Here is a 16783-nt window from a genome sequence, read left to right as displayed (position 1 = left end):
GGCGGGCATGATGCCCGCCAGTGACGCTCGGTCAGAACCAAATCTCCGTCTGCACGCCGAAGTTCCATGTCCCGCCAGCGGTAAAGCCTTTGCTGCCGAAATCATCGTTGATCGCATAACGATCCAGGTCTTTATCCCAGTTCATCCACGTGACAAAGAAACGTATCTCCGGCCGCGCTTTGATATCAAACACATCGCCCACTTTAAAGGTGGGGGCGAAGGTCAGCTTGTAGAAATCACCGCGCACCGCCTGATACTGATAAACGTTGTCATTATAGCGATAGCTGCGCCCGTTCGGATTGAGATCCATATACTGCCACGAGGCCTCATACAGCAGGGCGAAGTGAGCGGAGATCCCTTGCGATACCCGCAGGTTAAACGTCGCCCAGTCGTAGCGGTCGCCGTCGCGATAGCGGTCTTCGCTGTGCTGGGCTATCACCGACGGCGCCAGCTGCCAGTTTTTCCCCAGCGGCAGGATCCCGTACGACGCAAAGCGCAGGGAGGCCGCGTTCTCGGTCAGGTCGCCATCGCTCCCCGGCTGACGCGCTTCGGCGCCCAGCCCGACGCCGTACTGCAGGGCGCTTTCCGACACCCCCGGCGCCAGGCCGTAGAACTGCTGTTTGTCGTGGAGGGCCAGCATCGCGTAGTAGCCGTTTTTGGCGGTGTTATCGCTGCGCAGGGCATAGCTCCCGGTGGTCGAGGTATTATCTTTCAGGTCATCGTTGCCCTGGGCGGTCATCACCGTGGTCATCAGCTGCCAGTTGCCGTAAAAATGGTTTGCGGTGAACAGCAGATTCTGGATGTCATTATCCGCGTAATTATCGCTGCCAAGGTCGCCGAAGTTACGCGCATACACCGAATAATCGCCGCGCAGGCCGCTTCCCCAGTCGACATCATTGATCCCGCCGCCGGTGCCACCGAGGAACATGATGTCGCTATCGGTAAAGTGGATATCGAAGTTATCCCGATCGAAGCGCTTGCCAGCCCAGATCGAGGCGCGTTTTAACGGCCCGGTGAACTCGGCGAAGTCGCCCATCTCGACGTACAGCTGACGAATGTTCAGATGGTGGCTGTCGTTATCCTGAACCCACGGATCCGGGTTGGTGGCCCCGTCGGCGAGCATGGTCTTAAAGCGCGCCCATGAGCCATCGTTGAAGGTAAGCTTTTTGCCAAAGCTCAGCTCAGCGTAATTATCTTTTTCGTTGCCGAGACGGCCGACGTGGGCATCGCCGTTGAGCGAACTGGCCGGGGAGATACCTGGCCCGCCGCGGGCGCCTTTGCCGTGGCTGTTGACTAACATTCCGGAGCGGGCGTAGGCGTTGAACTCGAAGCCATCGCTGAGGCTGCTTTTCGCCAACTGTTTGTCGGTGTCCTGCTGCTTTTGCTCGGTCGCTGCGGTGCGCTGACTGAGGGTCTGCACCTGCTTTTCCGCTGCCGCCGCGCGCTGTTCCGCGGCGCTGGTGCGCAGCTCCGCCTGCTGCGCCCGGCGTTTAGCTTCTCCCGCCTCCTGCTCCGCATGATTTAGCCGGGCCTCCAACAGAGCCAGCCGTTGCTCGACAGTGAGTGGGGCCGCACTCGCGCCGTAAGCCGAAAAAAGGGCGCAGCAAACCGCTGCGCTTATCAAAGAGATACGCATATCAATCCTTATTTTTTTCAGAGGTATGAAGGGTGTGCTGCGCCTTACAGGGCGTGGTTTTCTCCACCAACAGACGATGCGTTCGACGGCGCACGGCGTCCAGCGTCAAGGTCAGCGCGGATCTGCTCGTACTGGTCGTCGAGGCGGTAGAAGCGACCCATCCACAACATTGAGGCCACAATCAGCAGCGCGGGGATATAGAGGTAGCAGGCTTTTATCGCCAGCATCGCGCCGTCGCTTTGCGTCTGGTTAGCGATATAACCGGCGGATGAGAGCAGTACCCCGGTAATGGCTCCTGCGCCCGCCATAGCCACCTTGCCAAGAAAGCCGTTGATGGAGGTTAAAATGCCGGCGGTATTGATGCCGGTTTTCCATACCCCGTAATCCACCGGATCGGCCTGCATGGAAAAGTAAATTGCCGTGCGCTGTCCGGCGCCAAGCGATAACACGACCGCTCCGGCAACCAGACCCCAGCTGTTAACGCCTGCCGCCATCATCATACCCATGCCGACCAGGTTGATCCCGCTGGCGACCAGATACACGTGGCGCTTTTTCATCCGGCTGGCGAGCAGCGGCACGGTGAGGGTGCCCAGCAGGGGAACGAAGGTCGAGATCCCGGCGACGACCGCCGTGAGTTCGTTATTGCCGACGTAATAATGGAAGAAGTAGACCAGCGCCCCGGTTTGGAAGAAAAACGCGCCCCACATCAGGAAAATGTTGATGGCGAAGACGAACCACGGTCGATTGGCGCGCAGGCTGACCCAGGCGCGTTTTAAGGTCATGCGCTCCTGAGTAATGCTGATATTTTCCTTAACGTTCCGGAAGCTCACCAGCAGAAAAAAGGTGGCAATAACGCCGAAAACTACCGCCGTATAGAAGAAGCCGTGCTCCTGATTGCCTTTCCCCAGCGCGCCAACCAGCGGCAGAGTGGCGACCGCGACAATGGTCGCCCCGAGCGAGCCGAGCAGAATACGCACTGCCGACAGCGTCGTGCGCTCTCGCGAGTCGTTCGTCAGAAACGGCAGCATGGCGCAGAATGGAATATTAACGAGGGTATAGAGAAACGACAGGCACAAATAGGTGACAAAAGCGTAGATCAGCTTACCGGTGGTGCCGAAATCGGGCACGTAGAAGGCCAGAATACACAGCAGTCCAAAGGGGATCGCGCCAATCAGCAGATACGGACGGCAGCGCCCCCAGCGGGTGGCGGTATTGTCGATTACCAGCCCCATCAGCACGTCGGCCACGCCGTCCACCAGCCGGGTGACCAGGAACATCAGCCCGACATAATAGGCCGGGAGGCCCATCACGTCGGTGTAAAAAAACATCAGATACAGAGAGATCATCTGCCACACAAGGTTGCAGGAGAGATCGGCAATGCCATAGCCAAGGCGCTGCCGCCACAGGGTAAACGTTGTTTCTGCCATAAATCACTCGCTTATCGTTGTTGTTAAAGTCCGTACTGGCGAATAAACCAGGCCGGCGTACAGCTCCACGCATGGCAGTAACTATTGATGAGCTTACTGCCATAGGGGGAAAAGTCAGGATGCTGCGGATCGAAAATTTCCCAGAAGGTGTCGGCGCCGTAGTCGACCATCGCTCCCCAGTAGGCCTTGATCTCCGCTACCGCCTCCTCGCGCAGGCCGCATTGCAGCAGGGCGACAATGTGATGATGGCGCAAGTACGGGGTATTCATGGCAATGGCGGGCGGATGTTGCTGCAGGCGGCGCATCAGCGCTTGCCGCTGCCCGGCGGTGCCAACCTCCGCCAGTACCAGCCAGATCTGCGATGCCCATGAGACCTGGCGCGCGGCGCCGCTGATAAACACCTGCCGCTCGCTGTCCCACAGGTGGCGGAGGGCGGCCTCTTTCAGCTGCGCGAGCGTAGCGGTGTAGTCGGCTACCCGCTGCGGTTCAACACGCTGCGCCAGCCAGAGGGCACGCTGCAGGCAGTAGATAAGCACCCCCTGCGCCGATGACTGTTTATTCAGCTCTGCCTGCCAGTCGATAAATACCCACCAGTCATCGCTGTCGCGCACCAGACCCTGGGGATCGCAGCGGGTCAGCGCCAGCTCGATTTGCCGTCGCGCCGTGGGCCACAGTTCACGGGCGGTTTCCATGTCGCCAGTGCTTTGCAGGTAGTGATAGAGTACGTCGACAAAAAATAATGAATAATCAAAGAGAAATGTGTCATCGGCACGCACGTCAGGCTGAACAAAGACATTGGCGGAGACCATGCCATCTTCCCGGGTATGGCCGGCAAACAGGTACAGGCAGCGGCGGACCAGATCGTGGTGGCCGAAGGTCACGTCATTGACCAGCGCCTGCAGGCGCAGGTCGCCGAGCCACAGCCGACGGTCGCGTTTCGGCCCATCCTCAAACACCTCCTGCATGCAGTTTTGCAGGGTGCGAACCGCGACGTCATCAATGGCTTTCAGCTCCGAATCGGCGATGACCGCCGGCTGCGGGCTGCCGGCTGAGGTAACGGTTTCCAGGGCTATCTCATCGAACTGCAGACGAAATTTGCGCGACAGCGCTTTGATTTCCACCTTCAGGTAGCGCAGGCAGTAGCGACGCGGCAGGTCAACCCGGGCGGGCAGGACGTCGAGCCACAGATCCTGTTGCTGCAACCAGCTACTGCTCAGCCACCCCTGGTACTCGCTGAACGGCTCGCAGACTTCGCTCAGCGTTTCGCCGAAGGTGAAGTGCAGATGGGCCGGGGCATCCGGCGGGCTGCCGACGCTGCGGCAGCTGAACTGCAGGTAGCCAACAAAATGGCTGCCAAAGTCAATGATAATGCTGTCGCCGACGCGAAGCGGCTGCTGATAAAACTGCTCAGGCGTGCAGACGGTGTGTCCCCGCCAGCCGTTCAGCGCCGCCGGATCGGCGACGGCCTCGACGATGGCCTGCGGCGCCTGGCGCTGACGATGTAGCGCGGGCGTTAGGGCGGCCGCACGCTCTAATAAATGCGGATGGCGGGTCATCGCCACACTGGAATTGTATTGAATTGCCTGTGACATACTGCGTCCTCTCCATTAGGTTAGGCGCAGCATAGGCCGTCGTCCGGCGGCACCACCACTCTGGCAATGCCAAACCGTCAGTGAAAATGGCAGGAATAATGAGGTGGGGGCGCTGGCGATCACAAATCCGCACATCGGGCGCGTGCCGAGGGCCGGAATAGATTATCGTGCCCCTGCGCACCAGGCTGTTCAGGATTTGCTGTAATGATGACACTGACCATTGAGTATTATTTCACCCACCCCCAGGATAAGCTCGGCATGTACGCCAGCGACCCGGAAGATAATAGCCAGGAACATGGCCACGAGTTTGCCGAGCTGGTGATCGTCGAGGAGGGGCATGGATTACACGTTATTAATGGCCGCCCGCTGTATATCCAGCAGGGCGATGTATTTTATGTCCAGCCTGGCGATGTCCACTATTATGATGAGCTGGGGACGCTGAAGTTGATTAATGTCTTAATTAATCCGGCGGTGGCCTTTCGCTATTTACAGCAGATGGAGGGATTGCTGCAGCAATTATCGGCGCAGCGCGCCGCCTGCTATGGCTGGCTGGCACCGGAGACCCGCAGCTATTGTCGGGAACTGGTGGAAAAGATATTTTCCCCGGCGCTGAGGGCGGCGGATAATACCCCGCAACGGGAGTCTCTCTTTTTCCAGCTGGTGACCACCATTCTCACAGCCGAGTCGGAAGCCGAATATAGCAGCACCCGCTATAAACTGCATAAATTACTCACCTGGCTGCAGGAGCACTGTTTCGAAGAACATAACTGGCAGCAGCTGGCGGAGCAATTTCATCTCACCACCCGCACGGCGTTTCGCCATATTAAAGAGGCCACCGGATTAACGCCGGATAATTATCTGAAACGTCTGCGACTGGTCTCCGCGCGGGTCAAATTACGCGAAACGGAGATGACCATTACCGAAGTGGCTTATCTGTGCGGCTTCGCCAACAGCAACCACTTTACCACCCTGTATAAAAAAGTGTTTGGCCTGACCCCAAGCGCCGATCGCCGCCGCCCACCGGGTTAAAAGGGGGGCCGCAGGCCGGGCAGGGGAAAAATCTGCCACCCGCGGCAGGTCACGCTTATTCGTCGAGGGAGTTTGCCCGCACGTGGCGGCCACTGGCGACAAAATTGCCTGTCCCCAGATGATGCAGGGTATTGATCTTATCGTCATCGAACTGCCAGCGTCCGGTGACGAATGCGCGTTCATCGGCGGCGGCAGACACCACCTCCCCGAACAGGGTGTCGTACTGGGTCTGGGCCGCCGTCGCCGGCAGCAGGCGGCACTCCATCCATGCCAGACACTTCTCCTCGATCAGCGGCAGGCCCAGCTCCGGACCGGTCACCACCGGAATTCCGTAAGCATTGAATTTGTCTTCATCGCGGCCACTGACGCTGCCGACGGCGTAGGTCCAGCTGGCGGCGGCCACGCCGGGAACCACGATGCCGAAGGTGCCGTTGCGCTCGATGATTTCCCGCGTCCAGGTGCTTTTATCCACCACGATAGCCACCCGCGGTGGGGCGAATTCCACCGGCATCGACCAGGCGGCGGCCATGACGTTGCGCCGGTCGGACGCAGCGTCGTAGCTGGTGATCAAAATGGTCGGACCGTGGTTGAGCAGGCGGCTGGCATACTGCAGTTCCACGTGGCGAAAGCGGCTCATAGGCGTTCCTTGAGTAATGGGTCGGTTGGCGGGTAATACGTTAAGCCGCAATGAAAATGTAATCAATACGTCATCTCGTCTGACTATAGTCGCCAGCACAAAGTCCCAAAGAGGATCACAATATGTTGGCTCCCCTGATGTTATCCCAGGTGAGCGCGTCCCGTCGGATGTCGACCGCCGGGCAGGGGTTGCTTTCCCGCAAGGGAGGGCGACAATGCGCGCGCTGACCCCTATCACTCTGCAGGCGGTCTCATTCGCCTTCGCAGAGACCCCCATTCTCGATCGCTTCTCGCTGCATATCGAACCCGGCAGCATTGTGGCGCTGCTGGGCCCGTCCGGCTGCGGCAAAAGCACCTTGCTGCGCCTGCTGGCGGGGCTGAGCGTGCCGGCCAGCGGTGAAATCCGCTTTGGCGATCGGCTGGTGGCCAGCGCAGGCTGGGGATTGCCCCCGGAACAACGCGATATCGGCATGGTTTTCCAGGATTACGCCCTCTGGCCGCATATGAGCGTGGCGCAGAACGTCGCCTTTCCGCTGCGCATGCGCGGCATTGCCCGCGCCGAACGCGAGCGCCGGGTGAGCGAGGCGCTGGCGCGGGTGGGCCTCGACGGCTTTGCCGAACGTAAACCTTCAGGCCTTTCCGGCGGCCAGCAGCAGCGGGTGGCGCTGGCGCGGGCGATCGTCGCCGCGCCGCGGGTGCTGCTGTTTGATGAGCCGCTCTCCAACCTGGACAGCGAACTGCGCGAATCGCTGTGTGGCGAAATGAGCCGCCTGCTGCGCCAGCTCGGCATCACCGCCGTGTATGTTACCCATGACCGCCGTGAAGCCGAGCTGTTAGCCGACCGGATAGTCCATTTATCCGCGGGCCGCGTGGCCGCTGTCCGCGCCGTTACGCCAACCTCAGGGGACGTTGTATGAACACCGTTATGACCGTTAAGAAAGGAGTGGTACTCGCGATGGCTCTCTCCGCCATGATGCTCTCAAGCGCCCATGCGCTGACCGTTTACACCGCCGGCCCTGGCTCGCTGGCGAAAAGCCTGGCCAGCGGTTTTGAACAACAGACCGGGGTGAAGGTGACCGTTTTCCAGGCCACCACCGGCAAAGTGATGGCCCGTCTGGAGGCCGAGCAGGCCAACCCACAGGCGGATGTGCTGATCTCCGCTTCATGGGATACCGCGGAGGATCTGCACCAGCGGGGTTGGTTGCTGCCTTTTCACAGCGCCAACGCCGACAAGGTACCGGCTAATCTGAAATCGGCGGACTATATCGCCCAGGGGGTCTCGGCGCTTGGCATCGTCTGGAACAGCAAAAGCGGCACTCCGGAGCCGAAAGAGTGGCGGGATCTCACCCAGCCGGCGTTTAAAGATAAGGTGACGACGCCTGACCCGGCGCTCTCCGGCGCGTCGCTGGATCTGCTGATTGGCCTGCAAAACAGCATGGGCGACCAGGCCTGGCAGCTGTTTGACGATCTGAAAAAGAACGGCATGGTGGTCAGCGGCCCCAACGCCCAGGCGGTGACGCCGGTGATGCAGGGGGCGAAAGCGGCTGTGTTCGGCGCGGTGGATTATGTCTCCTACGGCAATATTCAGCAGGGCGAGTCGCTGAAGGTGATCTTCCCGGCCAGCGGGACGGTGATTGCCCCACGCCCGATGATGATCCTCAAAACCAGCCAGCATGCCGACGAGGCCAAAGCCTTTATCGATTACGTGCTGTCGCCGGAAGGTCAGGCGCGGGTCGCCGACGCCTGGCTGATGCCCGCTCGCCGCGATGTGGCCGCTAAACGCCCGCTGCTGGACGCGCTGAAGGTCTTGCCCACCAGCGGCGAGGGGAGTAGCGAGCGTAGCGCCGTCCTGACCCGCTTCAGTCAGCTGTATGCCCAATAATTGACACGATTCTCCGGCGCTGGCCGCCGGAGAACGCTTCGTTTCAGGAACCGCTGTGAAACAAAAATTCCTTTCCGGCGTGACGCTTGCCGCCCTGACGCTGCTGGTCGCGTTACCGCTGTTGTTTATTCTGCTGCAGGCGATTTTTCCCCATTTTAGCGCCGGTTCGCTCCATGACGCCTTTGGCGGCGTCTCGCCGCTGCTGGCCGACCCCCAGCTGCCGTCGATGCTCGGCGGTACGCTGTGGATTGCCGGCGGCGTGGCGCTGGCCAGCGTGATGATCGGCCTGCCGCTCGGCATTCTGCGCGGTATGTTTTCGTTGCCGCTGCCCCGGCTGTGGGACCTGCTGTTTTTGATCCCCTTTCTGACGCCGCCCTATATCTCGGCGCTCTCGTGGATGCTGGCTCTGCAAAGCCAGGGCTATCTGCAGCAGCTGACCGGCTGGCAGCTAAACGATCTGCTGTTCAGCCGCAGCGGGATCGTGCTGGTGATGACCTTTAACATTTTTCCGGTGGTTTACTTTGCCGTCTCCCGCAGCCTGCTGGCGAGCGGGCAACGGCTGGCGATGGTCGCCCGGGTCCATGGCGCCAGCGCCTGGCGCGCCTTCTGGCACGTGACGCTGCCGATGCTCTCCCCGGCGCTGGCGGCGGGGATGCTGCTGGCGTTTACTCTCGCCATCGAGGAGTTTGGCGTCCCGGCGGCGCTGGGCAGTCGGGCGGGAGTAGTGATGCTGACGGTGGGCATTGAGAAAAAGCTGGCCGACTGGCCGGTGGATCTCACCGGCGCTGCGCTGCTGTCGCTGCTGCTGATGGCGGTGGCGTTGTTCGCCTGGTGGCTGCAAACGCGGCTGGTGGGGGAGAAGGAGGTCACCAGCGTCACCGGTAAACCGGGAGAAAACCGCGGAGCGTCGCTGGGCTGGATGACGCTGCCCGCGCTGCTGGTGATGGCGGCCGTCGGCGGCCTGGCGGTCGGGGTCCCCGCCGTCTCGATGATGCTCACCAGCCTGATGGGCACCCTCTCGGGCGGGGTGAGCCTGGAGAATGTCACGCTGCGTCACTTCGCGGCGCTGTTCGACCAGCAGGGCGATGCCCTGTCGGCCCTCGGCGTCAGCCTGTCGCTGGCGTTAGGTTCGGCGCTGATCGTCGGCGCGCTGGGGCTGCTGGCCGCCTGGCTGGTAATGGTGCAGAAGATCAAAGGGCGCGGGGTGGTGGATGCGCTGTCGCTGATGCCGGCGGCGCTGCCCGGCGTGGTGGTGGGGGTGGGATTGATCCTGCTGTGGAATCAGCCCTTCTGGCCGCGCTCGCCCTACAACACGCTGTGGATGCTGCTGCTCTCCTATTGCTGCCTGCTGCTGCCCTGGCCGGTGCGCTATGTCGGCAGCGCGCTGCGCCAGCTGGGCCCGAACCTTGAGCCCGCCGCCCGGGTGCACGGCGCGTCGCCGCTGCGGGCGCTGCGGTTGATTGTCCTGCCGCTGGTCTTTCCGGCGCTGCTGGCGGCGATGCTGATGGTGTTTGCGGTGGCGTCCCGGGAGCTGGTGACTTCGCTGCTGCTGTCGCCCGCCGGCACGCAGACCGTGGCGGTGTTTATCTGGCGCCAGTTTGAACAAGGATCCGTTGGTCAGGGCATGGCGATGGCCAGCCTGACGCTGTTGACCGGTCTGGTCCTGATGCTGACGGCGCTGGCGCTGATGCAGCGCAGCACGCGCGGTTAACAGCAAGCGCACAAAAAAGAGGGTCGGCGCGGAAAAATAGGCTATAAATGTCGGACACCTACAGCTGGAGACCCTGATGAGTCCCTTTTTACGCGCCTATTTTTCCCGTCTGGGCTGGACGGGCGAGCCTGATGTTTCCATTGATACCTTGCGCCAACTGCATCTGCAGCATAACAGCGCCATCCCCTTTGAAAACCTCGACGTCCTGCTGCCGCGCGAGATCCATCTTGACGACCTGGCGCTGGAAGAGAAGCTGATCGCCGGCCGCCGCGGGGGGTATTGTTTTGAACAAAATGGCCTGCTGGAGCGCGCGCTGCGCGAAATAGGCTTTAACGTTCGCAGCCTGCTTGGCCGGGTGGTGCTGGCCAATCCGCCGCAGATGCCGCCGCGCACTCACCGTTTATTGCTGGTGGAAGTGGCGGGCGAGCGCTGGGTAGCCGACGTTGGCTTCGGCGGCCAGACGCTGACCGCGCCGATTAAGCTGCTGGCCGATATCCCGCAGCAGACGCCGCACGGCAGCTATCGTCTGGTGCATGAAGGGGATGAGTGGACGCTGCAGTTCAACCATCACGAACACTGGCAGTCGATGTACCATTTCGATTTAGGCCGCCAGTATGCGTCTGATTATGTGATGGGTAACTTCTGGTCGGCGCACTGGCCGCAGTCCCACTTCCGTCACCACCTGCTGATGTGCCGTCATCTGCCTGACGGCGGCAAAATGACCCTCACCAATTTCCACTTTACCCACTGGGAGAATAACCACGTGGTGGAGAAGGTCGATTTTGCCGATGTCTCCGCGCTGTACGAAGGGCTGCAAACCCGCTTCGGCCTGGGCGTGGACGATCCTAAACATGGCTTCAGCGAAGCGGCGCTGGCGGCGGTGATGGCGGCTTTCGATACGCATCCGGAAGCCGGGAAGTAAATTTCCTCATGCCCGGCGGCGCTGCGCTGACCGGGCCAGGGGAAAGATATCGAAGGGAGATAGAAGCGTTTATGTAAGCCGGGTAAGGCGTAGCCGCGATCCGGTAAACTAACGGCACAACGCGTTAAATGGCTTCCGCCAGCAGCCAATGCCTGCGATGGAACTACGCCGCGCCATAGAGGATCGTTATCGTCGTAATGTCAAAGTCAGCTAAAACAATTCCAGAGTAATCATCTTATTCAAATAACGGCTAAACGCCGTCTCGTCCAGGGTCTGGGTGCCGAGGGCGTAAATCCCGTCGAGGCCGCACACCAGGGCGATAAAACGCCAGGCGATATCCGCCGGCGGCTCGGTCGAATGAAACTCACCGCAGGCGAGGCCCTGCTCAACGATCGCCACGGTCTCGGCATGCCACATGGTCATGGTTAGCAGGTAGGCCGCTTTGATGTCCGGGTCGCTGTCGGCCAGTACCTGGCCTTCCCGCCACAGGCGGATATAGGGTTCCAGCCGGCCATCCTCGCTGCCGATCATCGAGAATAACCGCTCGCGCCAGCTGGCGTCCTCGGCCACCAGCGGCATGTCGAGCATCTCGCGGATAAGACGGATGAACACCTGGGACTTCAGCTCGCCGATGGAGGCGAAGTGGTGGTGCAGTTGCCCGGCGGCCACCTGCGCTTCGCGGGCGATCTGCCGCACGGTCATGGCGCTGAAGCCGCCGCGCAGCGCCAGGCGCATGGCGGCCTGCATAATCCCTTCCCGTCGCTCATCCCGCTGTAAATAGTGCATAGAACCCCGCTGATATCTGGCTTTGGCCGAGTGTAACAAAAAGTTGGACATGCGTTCAACAATCCGGCAGGATCGCCATCCTGGACGTGTGTCCAAGTTCTAACATTGAGGTACAAGCTATGTCACGGCAATGGATGACGCTGATGGCGATTTTGCTGGTTTATATTCCGGTGGCGATTGACGCCACGGTGTTGCATGTGGCCGCGCCGACCCTCAGCGTCGCGCTGGGCAGCAGCGGCAATGAGCTGCTGTGGATCATTGATATCTATTCATTGGTGATGGCCGGGATGGTGCTGCCGATGGGCGCCCTTGGCGATAAAATCGGCTTTAAACGTCTGCTGCTGCTCGGCAGCGCTATTTTTGGCGTCGCCTCGCTGTGCGCCGCACTGTCGCCGACGGCTCTGACGCTGATTGCCTCCCGTGCCCTGCTGGCGGTGGGGGCGGCGATGATCGTCCCGGCGACGCTGGCCGGCATCCGCAGCACCTTTGCCGAGGCCAGCCAGCGCAATATGGCGCTGGGGCTGTGGGCGGCGGTGGGCTCCGGCGGCGCGGCCTTTGGCCCGCTGGTGGGCGGCATATTATTGGAGCATTTCTACTGGGGATCGGTGTTCCTGATCAACGTGCCGATTGTGCTGGTGGTTATCGCCATTAACGCGAAAGTGGTGCCGCGCCAGCCCGCGCGCCGCGACCAGCCGCTGAACCTGCTGCAGGCGCTCATTTTGATTGCGGCGATCCTGATGCTGGTGTTTAGCGCCAAATCGGCCCTGAAGGGCCAGCTGGCGCTGTGGCTCACCGCGCTGGTGGCGATCGGCGGGGCGGCGATGCTCACCTGGTTTATCCGCAAACAGCTGTCGGCGGCCCGGCCGATGGTGGATATGCGACTGTTCACTCATCGCATTATTTTAAGCGGGGTGATGATGGCGATGACCGCCCTGATTACCCTGGTGGGTTTTGAGCTGTTGATGGCTCAGGAGCTGCAGTTTGTGCATCAGAAAACGCCGTTCGAGGCGGGGATGTTTATGCTGCCGGTGATGGTGGCCAGCGGCTTTAGCGGGCCGATTGCCGGGATGCTGGTGTCGAAGCTCGGGCTGCGCGAGGTGGCGACCGGCGGGATGTTGCTCAGCGCCTTCAGCTTTCTGGGCCTGGCGCTGACCGATTTCAGCACTCAGCAATGGTTGGCCTGGGGGCTGATGACGCTGCTGGGCTTTAGCGTCGCCAGCGCGCTGCTGGCCTCCAGCTCCGCCATTATGGCGGCGGCGCCGAAGGAGAAAGCGGCGGCGGCCGGGGCGATCGAAACCATGGCCTATGAGCTGGGCGCTGGCCTCGGCATTGCCCTGTTCGGCCTGATCCTGACCCGCAGCTACAGCGCCACCATTGTGCTACCGTCCGGGCTGAATGAGACCATGGCGCAGCGGGCGTCGTCATCGATCGGCGAGGCGGTCAGCCTGACCCAGGCGCTACCCGCCGGGGTGGCGGAGGCGCTGATGGCGGCGGCGAAGGCGGCCTTTACCCAGGCGCACAGTCTGGTGCTGGCGACAGCGGGGGTCATGCTTCTGCTGCTGGCCGCCGGGATCTGGCGCAGCCTCGCCACGGTGACGAAGCCGCAGACGGCGCTATAGCTGTAGCGACAGGTCCATCGCCGCGCGGCGTAGCGGGGCGAGGGCTTTCTCTTTTAACGCCGCGGCGCTGACCGTCGCGGCCGGCACCCCGACATTCAGCGCGGCCACCACCTGGCCATGACGCGACAGCACCGGCACCGCCAGCGAGCACAGGCCCACCTCTATCTGCCGGTCGGCGAGGGCATAGCCCTGCATGCGCACCCGATCAATCTCCGCGCGTAGCCCGGCCATATCGCACAGGGTGTGTGGGGTGTAGCGAATGAGCACGGCACGTGACAGTGTCACCTCCAGCTGCTCTTCCGGCAGCGCGCTGAGCAATACCCGACCCATCGACGTCGCCCACGCCGGCAGGCGACTGCCGCGTCCGATATCGACGCTCAATAAATTATTCACCGCCGCGCGGGCAATATAGAGCACGTTATCCCCGTCGAGTGTCGCCGCCGAACAGGATTCGCCGAGGGCTTTGCCGAGGCTGTCCAGCGCCGTCTGCGCCACTTTCGCCAGCGGGGTGCCGGCGAGATAGGCATGGCCCACCGCCAGCACCCGGGGGAGCAGCTCATAATGGCGGCCATCCGGGCTATGGACCATGCCCAGCGCGGCGAGGGTATACAGGCAGCGGCGTACCGCCGCGCGGGAAATTTGCGTTTTCTGGCTTAACTGGGAAATGGTCAGCCGCTGACGCTGTGGGGTGAAGGCGTTAAGCACCTCCAGACCGCGGGCCAGAGACAGCATAAAGTTGGGATCGTGCTCGGCCTGCCTGGCGCTCAGCGTATTGGGGATATTGTCGCTCATCGCATCCTTCTCCGTTGCAGCGTAAAGCTCACGGCAGATCACTATACATTGCGCAAAATGGGGCGCGCTGAATTGTGCCGGTTTTACCACCACGATCACATTAATAACCGTCTTTTAACAAACGCGTCGATAATCGCACAACATTTCGATTATCGCCGTTGACCATCCGCCAGGCCGAACCCTATTGTCAATGGCATAGCCCTCCCCGTTATGGATGTGGGTACAAAAAGTTATACATCTCATCAGGAAGCGAAAATGACTGCCACCGTAGAACGTATTGAGAGCTGGATTGTGGATGTCCCAACCATCCGGCCACATAAATTGTCGATGACCACCATGGGATGTCAGACGCTGGTGATCGTGCGCCTTACCCGCTCCGACGGCATCTGCGGCATTGGCGAGGCCACCACCATCGGCGGCTTGAGCTATGGCGTCGAGAGCCCGGAGACTATCTCGTCGGCGATAACGCATTACCTGACGCCGCTGCTGCTGGGGCAACCGGCTGATAACCTGAATGCGCTGACCGCCCGCATGAACAGCGCCATTAAAGGCAACACTTTTGCCAGGTCCGCCATTGAAACCGCGCTGCTGGATGCCCAGGGCAAAGCGCTGGGGCTGCCGGTGTCGGCGCTGCTCGGCGGCGCGCTGCAAACGGCGTTGCCGGTGCTGTGGACGTTAGCCAGCGGCGATACCGCGAAAGATATTGCCGAAGGGGAAAAACTGTTAGCCGAGCGGCGCCATCAGGCTTTTAAGCTGAAAATTGGCGCACGCGAATTAGCGACCGACCTGCGCCATACTCGCGCCATTGTGGAGGCGCTAGGGGATCGCGCCAGCATCCGCGTCGACGTCAATCAGGCCTGGGACGCCGCAACCGGCGCGAAAGGCTGCCGCGAGTTGGCGGCGATGGGCGTCGACCTCATCGAACAGCCGGTCAGCGCCCACGACAACGCGGCGCTGGTGCGGTTAAGCCAGCATATTGAAACCGCGATCCTCGCCGACGAAGCGGTGGCCACCGCTTACGATGGCTATCAACTGGCGCAGCAGGGCTTTACTGGCGCTTACGCGCTGAAAATCGCCAAGGCCGGCGGACCGAACAGCGTACTGGCGCTGGCCCGCGTCGCCCAGGCGGCGGGTATTGGCCTGTATGGCGGCACCATGCTGGAGGGGACCGTCGGGACTGTCGCCTCGCTACACGCCTGGTCGACGCTGCCGCTGCAGTGGGGCACCGAAATGTTCGGCCCGCTGTTGCTGAAAGACGATATCGTCAGCGTACCGCTCTCCTTTGCCGACGGCGAGGTGGTGCTCCCGCAAATCCCGGGTCTTGGCGTCGAGCTGGATGAAGACAAACTGCGTTTTTACACCCGCCAGGCGTAGCGGGAAACAGGAGAAACAGATGCTATTTAAAGTGGATATGACCGTGAATATACCGCTCGGCTTTCCCGTCGCCGAAGCGGAGGAAATAAAACAACGCGAAAAAGCCTATTCGCAACAATTACAGCGGGAAGGCAAATGGCGACATATCTGGCGCGTCGCCGGTCTTTACGCCAATGTCAGTATTTTCGATGTCAAAGATACCGAAGAGTTACATCAAATATTAATGGGATTGCCGCTGTATCCTTTTATGGATATTCGCGTCGAGGCGCTGTGCCGCCATCCCTCGTCTGTTCGTGACGATGATAGCTAATAATAACACCTGACCTCATGCCGGGGTGACCCGGTAAATACCCTACAACGATAAGAGAGAATAATAATGAGTAATGCTTTCGTACAACAAGAAGCCGTGCAGAAATTATTACGTGAAGGGGCGGGTTTACATGTCCCTGGCGGAAACGAACGTTTTAAAGCCATTATTCACCGTCTGCTGGAGAATATCTGTACGCTGATCGACGACTATAACATCACCGAAGAAGAGTTCTGGCATGCGGTGAACTATCTGCATGCGCTGGGTGGTCGTCAGGAGGCGGCGCTGCTGGCGGCAGGGCTGGGTCTGGAGCATTTCCTCGACCTGCGTCAGGATGCCATTGACGCAGCGGCGCGCCGGGAAACCGGCACCCCGCGCACCATCGAAGGGCCGCTGTATGTGGCCAATGCGCCGCTGGCCGAAGGTCACGCCCGGATGGATGATGGCGCCGACCCAGGGGAAGTGATGTGGCTGCATGGCCAGGTCAAAGATACCGAGGGCCGGCCGGTGGCCAACGCCATCGTCGATATCTGGCACGCCAATACCCTCGGCAATTACTCCTTCTTCGACCCGAGCCAGAGCGAATACAACCTGCGCCGTCGGATCCGTACCGGCGCCGATGGCCGCTATAGCGTGCGCAGCATCCTGCCTTCCGGCTACGGCTGTCCGCCGGATGGACCAACGCAGAAATTGCTGGATCAGTTAGGCCGCCACGGCAACCGTCCGGCGCATATTCACTTCTTCGTCTCCGCGCCGGGGCATAAACATCTCACCAGCCAGATCAACCTCAGCGGCGATAAATACCTGTGGGATGATTTTGCCTTCGCCACCCGCGACGGTCTGATTGTCGACCCGATTAAAGTGACGGACCGCGAGACTATCGCGCAGCGCGACCTTGAGGGAGAGCACACTGAGGTCTGTTTTGATTTCACCCTGTGTAAAGCGCTCAGCGCCGACGAAGAGCAGCGCGGCGCCCGCCTGCGCGCCAAAGCGTAATCTGCTGTAACGGCCCCGGGCACGCGGTTGCCCGGGCCAGACATTGCACCTGAAAGCTAACAATTCACCCGGTT

The 16783-nt window shown here is 61.0% G+C and carries 15 protein-coding genes; 9 read left to right on the top strand and 6 right to left on the bottom strand.

What is annotated here, in order from left to right:
- Nucleotides 1-31: 31 nt before the first annotated feature.
- Genes CE636_RS03650 through CE636_RS03640 form a run of 3 tightly spaced genes read right to left on the bottom strand, consistent with a single transcriptional unit; the run spans nt 32 to nt 4655 of the window.
- Complete coding sequence (locus CE636_RS03650) at nt 32-1636, bottom strand: carbohydrate porin (RefSeq protein ID WP_017900502.1); 1605 nt, start codon at nt 1634-1636, stop codon at nt 32-34.
- A 44-nt stretch (nt 1637-1680) separates the two neighbouring features.
- Nucleotides 1681-3063, bottom strand: coding sequence for a glycoside-pentoside-hexuronide (GPH):cation symporter (locus tag CE636_RS03645; protein ID WP_017900503.1), 1383 nt, complete (start codon nt 3061-3063; stop codon nt 1681-1683).
- 23 nt (nt 3064-3086) lie between these two features.
- On the bottom strand, nt 3087-4655 hold the full coding sequence (locus tag CE636_RS03640) for a family 78 glycoside hydrolase catalytic domain (protein WP_017900504.1): 1569 nt from the start codon (nt 4653-4655) through the stop codon (nt 3087-3089).
- Nucleotides 4656-4859: 204 nt separating this feature from the next.
- On the opposite strand from CE636_RS03640, the gene CE636_RS03635 reads away from it, so the two are divergent.
- Nucleotides 4860-5684, top strand: coding sequence for a helix-turn-helix domain-containing protein (locus tag CE636_RS03635; protein WP_017900506.1), 825 nt, complete (start codon nt 4860-4862; stop codon nt 5682-5684).
- Nucleotides 5685-5739: 55 nt separating this feature from the next.
- On the opposite strand, the gene CE636_RS03630 is transcribed toward CE636_RS03635, so the two are convergent.
- A complete protein-coding gene (locus CE636_RS03630) occupies nt 5740-6321 on the bottom strand; it encodes a flavin reductase family protein (protein ID WP_004202718.1) in 582 nt (193 codons plus the stop codon).
- Nucleotides 6322-6535: 214 nt separating this feature from the next.
- Here CE636_RS03630 and CE636_RS03625 point away from each other — a divergent pair, with 214 nt between their 5' ends.
- The 4 genes from CE636_RS03625 to nhoA all read left to right on the top strand — a co-directional run bounded on the left by CE636_RS03625 (nt 6536) and on the right by nhoA (nt 10835).
- The gene (locus tag CE636_RS03625) at nt 6536-7237 is read left to right on the top strand and encodes an ABC transporter ATP-binding protein (protein ID WP_017900507.1); all 702 of its coding nucleotides are present in this window, start codon (nt 6536-6538) and stop codon (nt 7235-7237) included.
- A complete protein-coding gene (locus CE636_RS03620) occupies nt 7234-8202 on the top strand; it encodes an ABC transporter substrate-binding protein (protein WP_017900508.1) in 969 nt (322 codons plus the stop codon). The genes CE636_RS03625 and CE636_RS03620 overlap by 4 nt, the downstream gene beginning before the upstream one ends.
- Before the next feature lie 55 nt (nt 8203-8257).
- Nucleotides 8258-9913: an ABC transporter permease gene (locus CE636_RS03615; protein ID WP_017900509.1), complete on the top strand. Its 1656-nt coding sequence runs from the start codon at nt 8258-8260 to the stop codon at nt 9911-9913.
- A gap of 76 nt (nt 9914-9989) precedes the next feature.
- Nucleotides 9990-10835: an N-hydroxyarylamine O-acetyltransferase gene (gene nhoA / locus CE636_RS03610; RefSeq protein WP_017900510.1), complete on the top strand. Its 846-nt coding sequence runs from the start codon at nt 9990-9992 to the stop codon at nt 10833-10835.
- A 210-nt stretch (nt 10836-11045) separates the two neighbouring features.
- On the opposite strand, the gene CE636_RS03605 is transcribed toward nhoA, so the two are convergent.
- Nucleotides 11046-11621, bottom strand: a complete 576-nt coding sequence (locus CE636_RS03605) for a TetR family transcriptional regulator (protein WP_025999264.1) — start codon at nt 11619-11621, stop codon at nt 11046-11048.
- Between the two features lie 119 nt (nt 11622-11740).
- Here CE636_RS03605 and kmrA point away from each other — a divergent pair, with 119 nt between their 5' ends.
- Nucleotides 11741-13240, top strand: a complete 1500-nt coding sequence (gene kmrA, locus CE636_RS03600) for an efflux MFS transporter KmrA (protein ID WP_017900512.1) — start codon at nt 11741-11743, stop codon at nt 13238-13240.
- Here kmrA and CE636_RS03595 read toward each other — a convergent pair.
- Entirely contained in the window at nt 13235-14125 is an 891-nt protein-coding gene (locus CE636_RS03595) for an IclR family transcriptional regulator domain-containing protein (RefSeq protein WP_074423806.1), read from the bottom strand. The genes kmrA and CE636_RS03595 overlap by 6 nt on opposite strands.
- Nucleotides 14126-14242: 117 nt before the next feature.
- Between CE636_RS03595 and CE636_RS03590 the strand changes: the two genes are divergently transcribed.
- From CE636_RS03590 to catA, 3 genes are all read left to right on the top strand, one after another.
- Nucleotides 14243-15406: a muconate cycloisomerase family protein gene (locus tag CE636_RS03590; RefSeq protein WP_072140466.1), complete on the top strand. Its 1164-nt coding sequence runs from the start codon at nt 14243-14245 to the stop codon at nt 15404-15406.
- A gap of 19 nt (nt 15407-15425) precedes the next feature.
- Nucleotides 15426-15716 (top strand): muconolactone Delta-isomerase, encoded by a 291-nt coding sequence (gene catC / locus CE636_RS03585; RefSeq protein WP_004202698.1) that lies wholly within the window; start codon nt 15426-15428, stop codon nt 15714-15716.
- Nucleotides 15717-15782: 66 nt separating this feature from the next.
- On the top strand, nt 15783-16709 hold the full coding sequence (catA, locus tag CE636_RS03580; RefSeq protein WP_017900514.1) for a catechol 1,2-dioxygenase: 927 nt from the start codon (nt 15783-15785) through the stop codon (nt 16707-16709).
- Nucleotides 16710-16783: the final 74 nt, after the last annotated feature.

It is taken from the genome of Klebsiella sp. LY (assembly GCF_004010915.1).
In the GTDB taxonomy this organism is placed as follows: domain Bacteria; phylum Pseudomonadota; class Gammaproteobacteria; order Enterobacterales; family Enterobacteriaceae; genus Klebsiella; species Klebsiella quasipneumoniae.
This window is presented reverse-complemented; position numbering and strand designations above follow the sequence as displayed.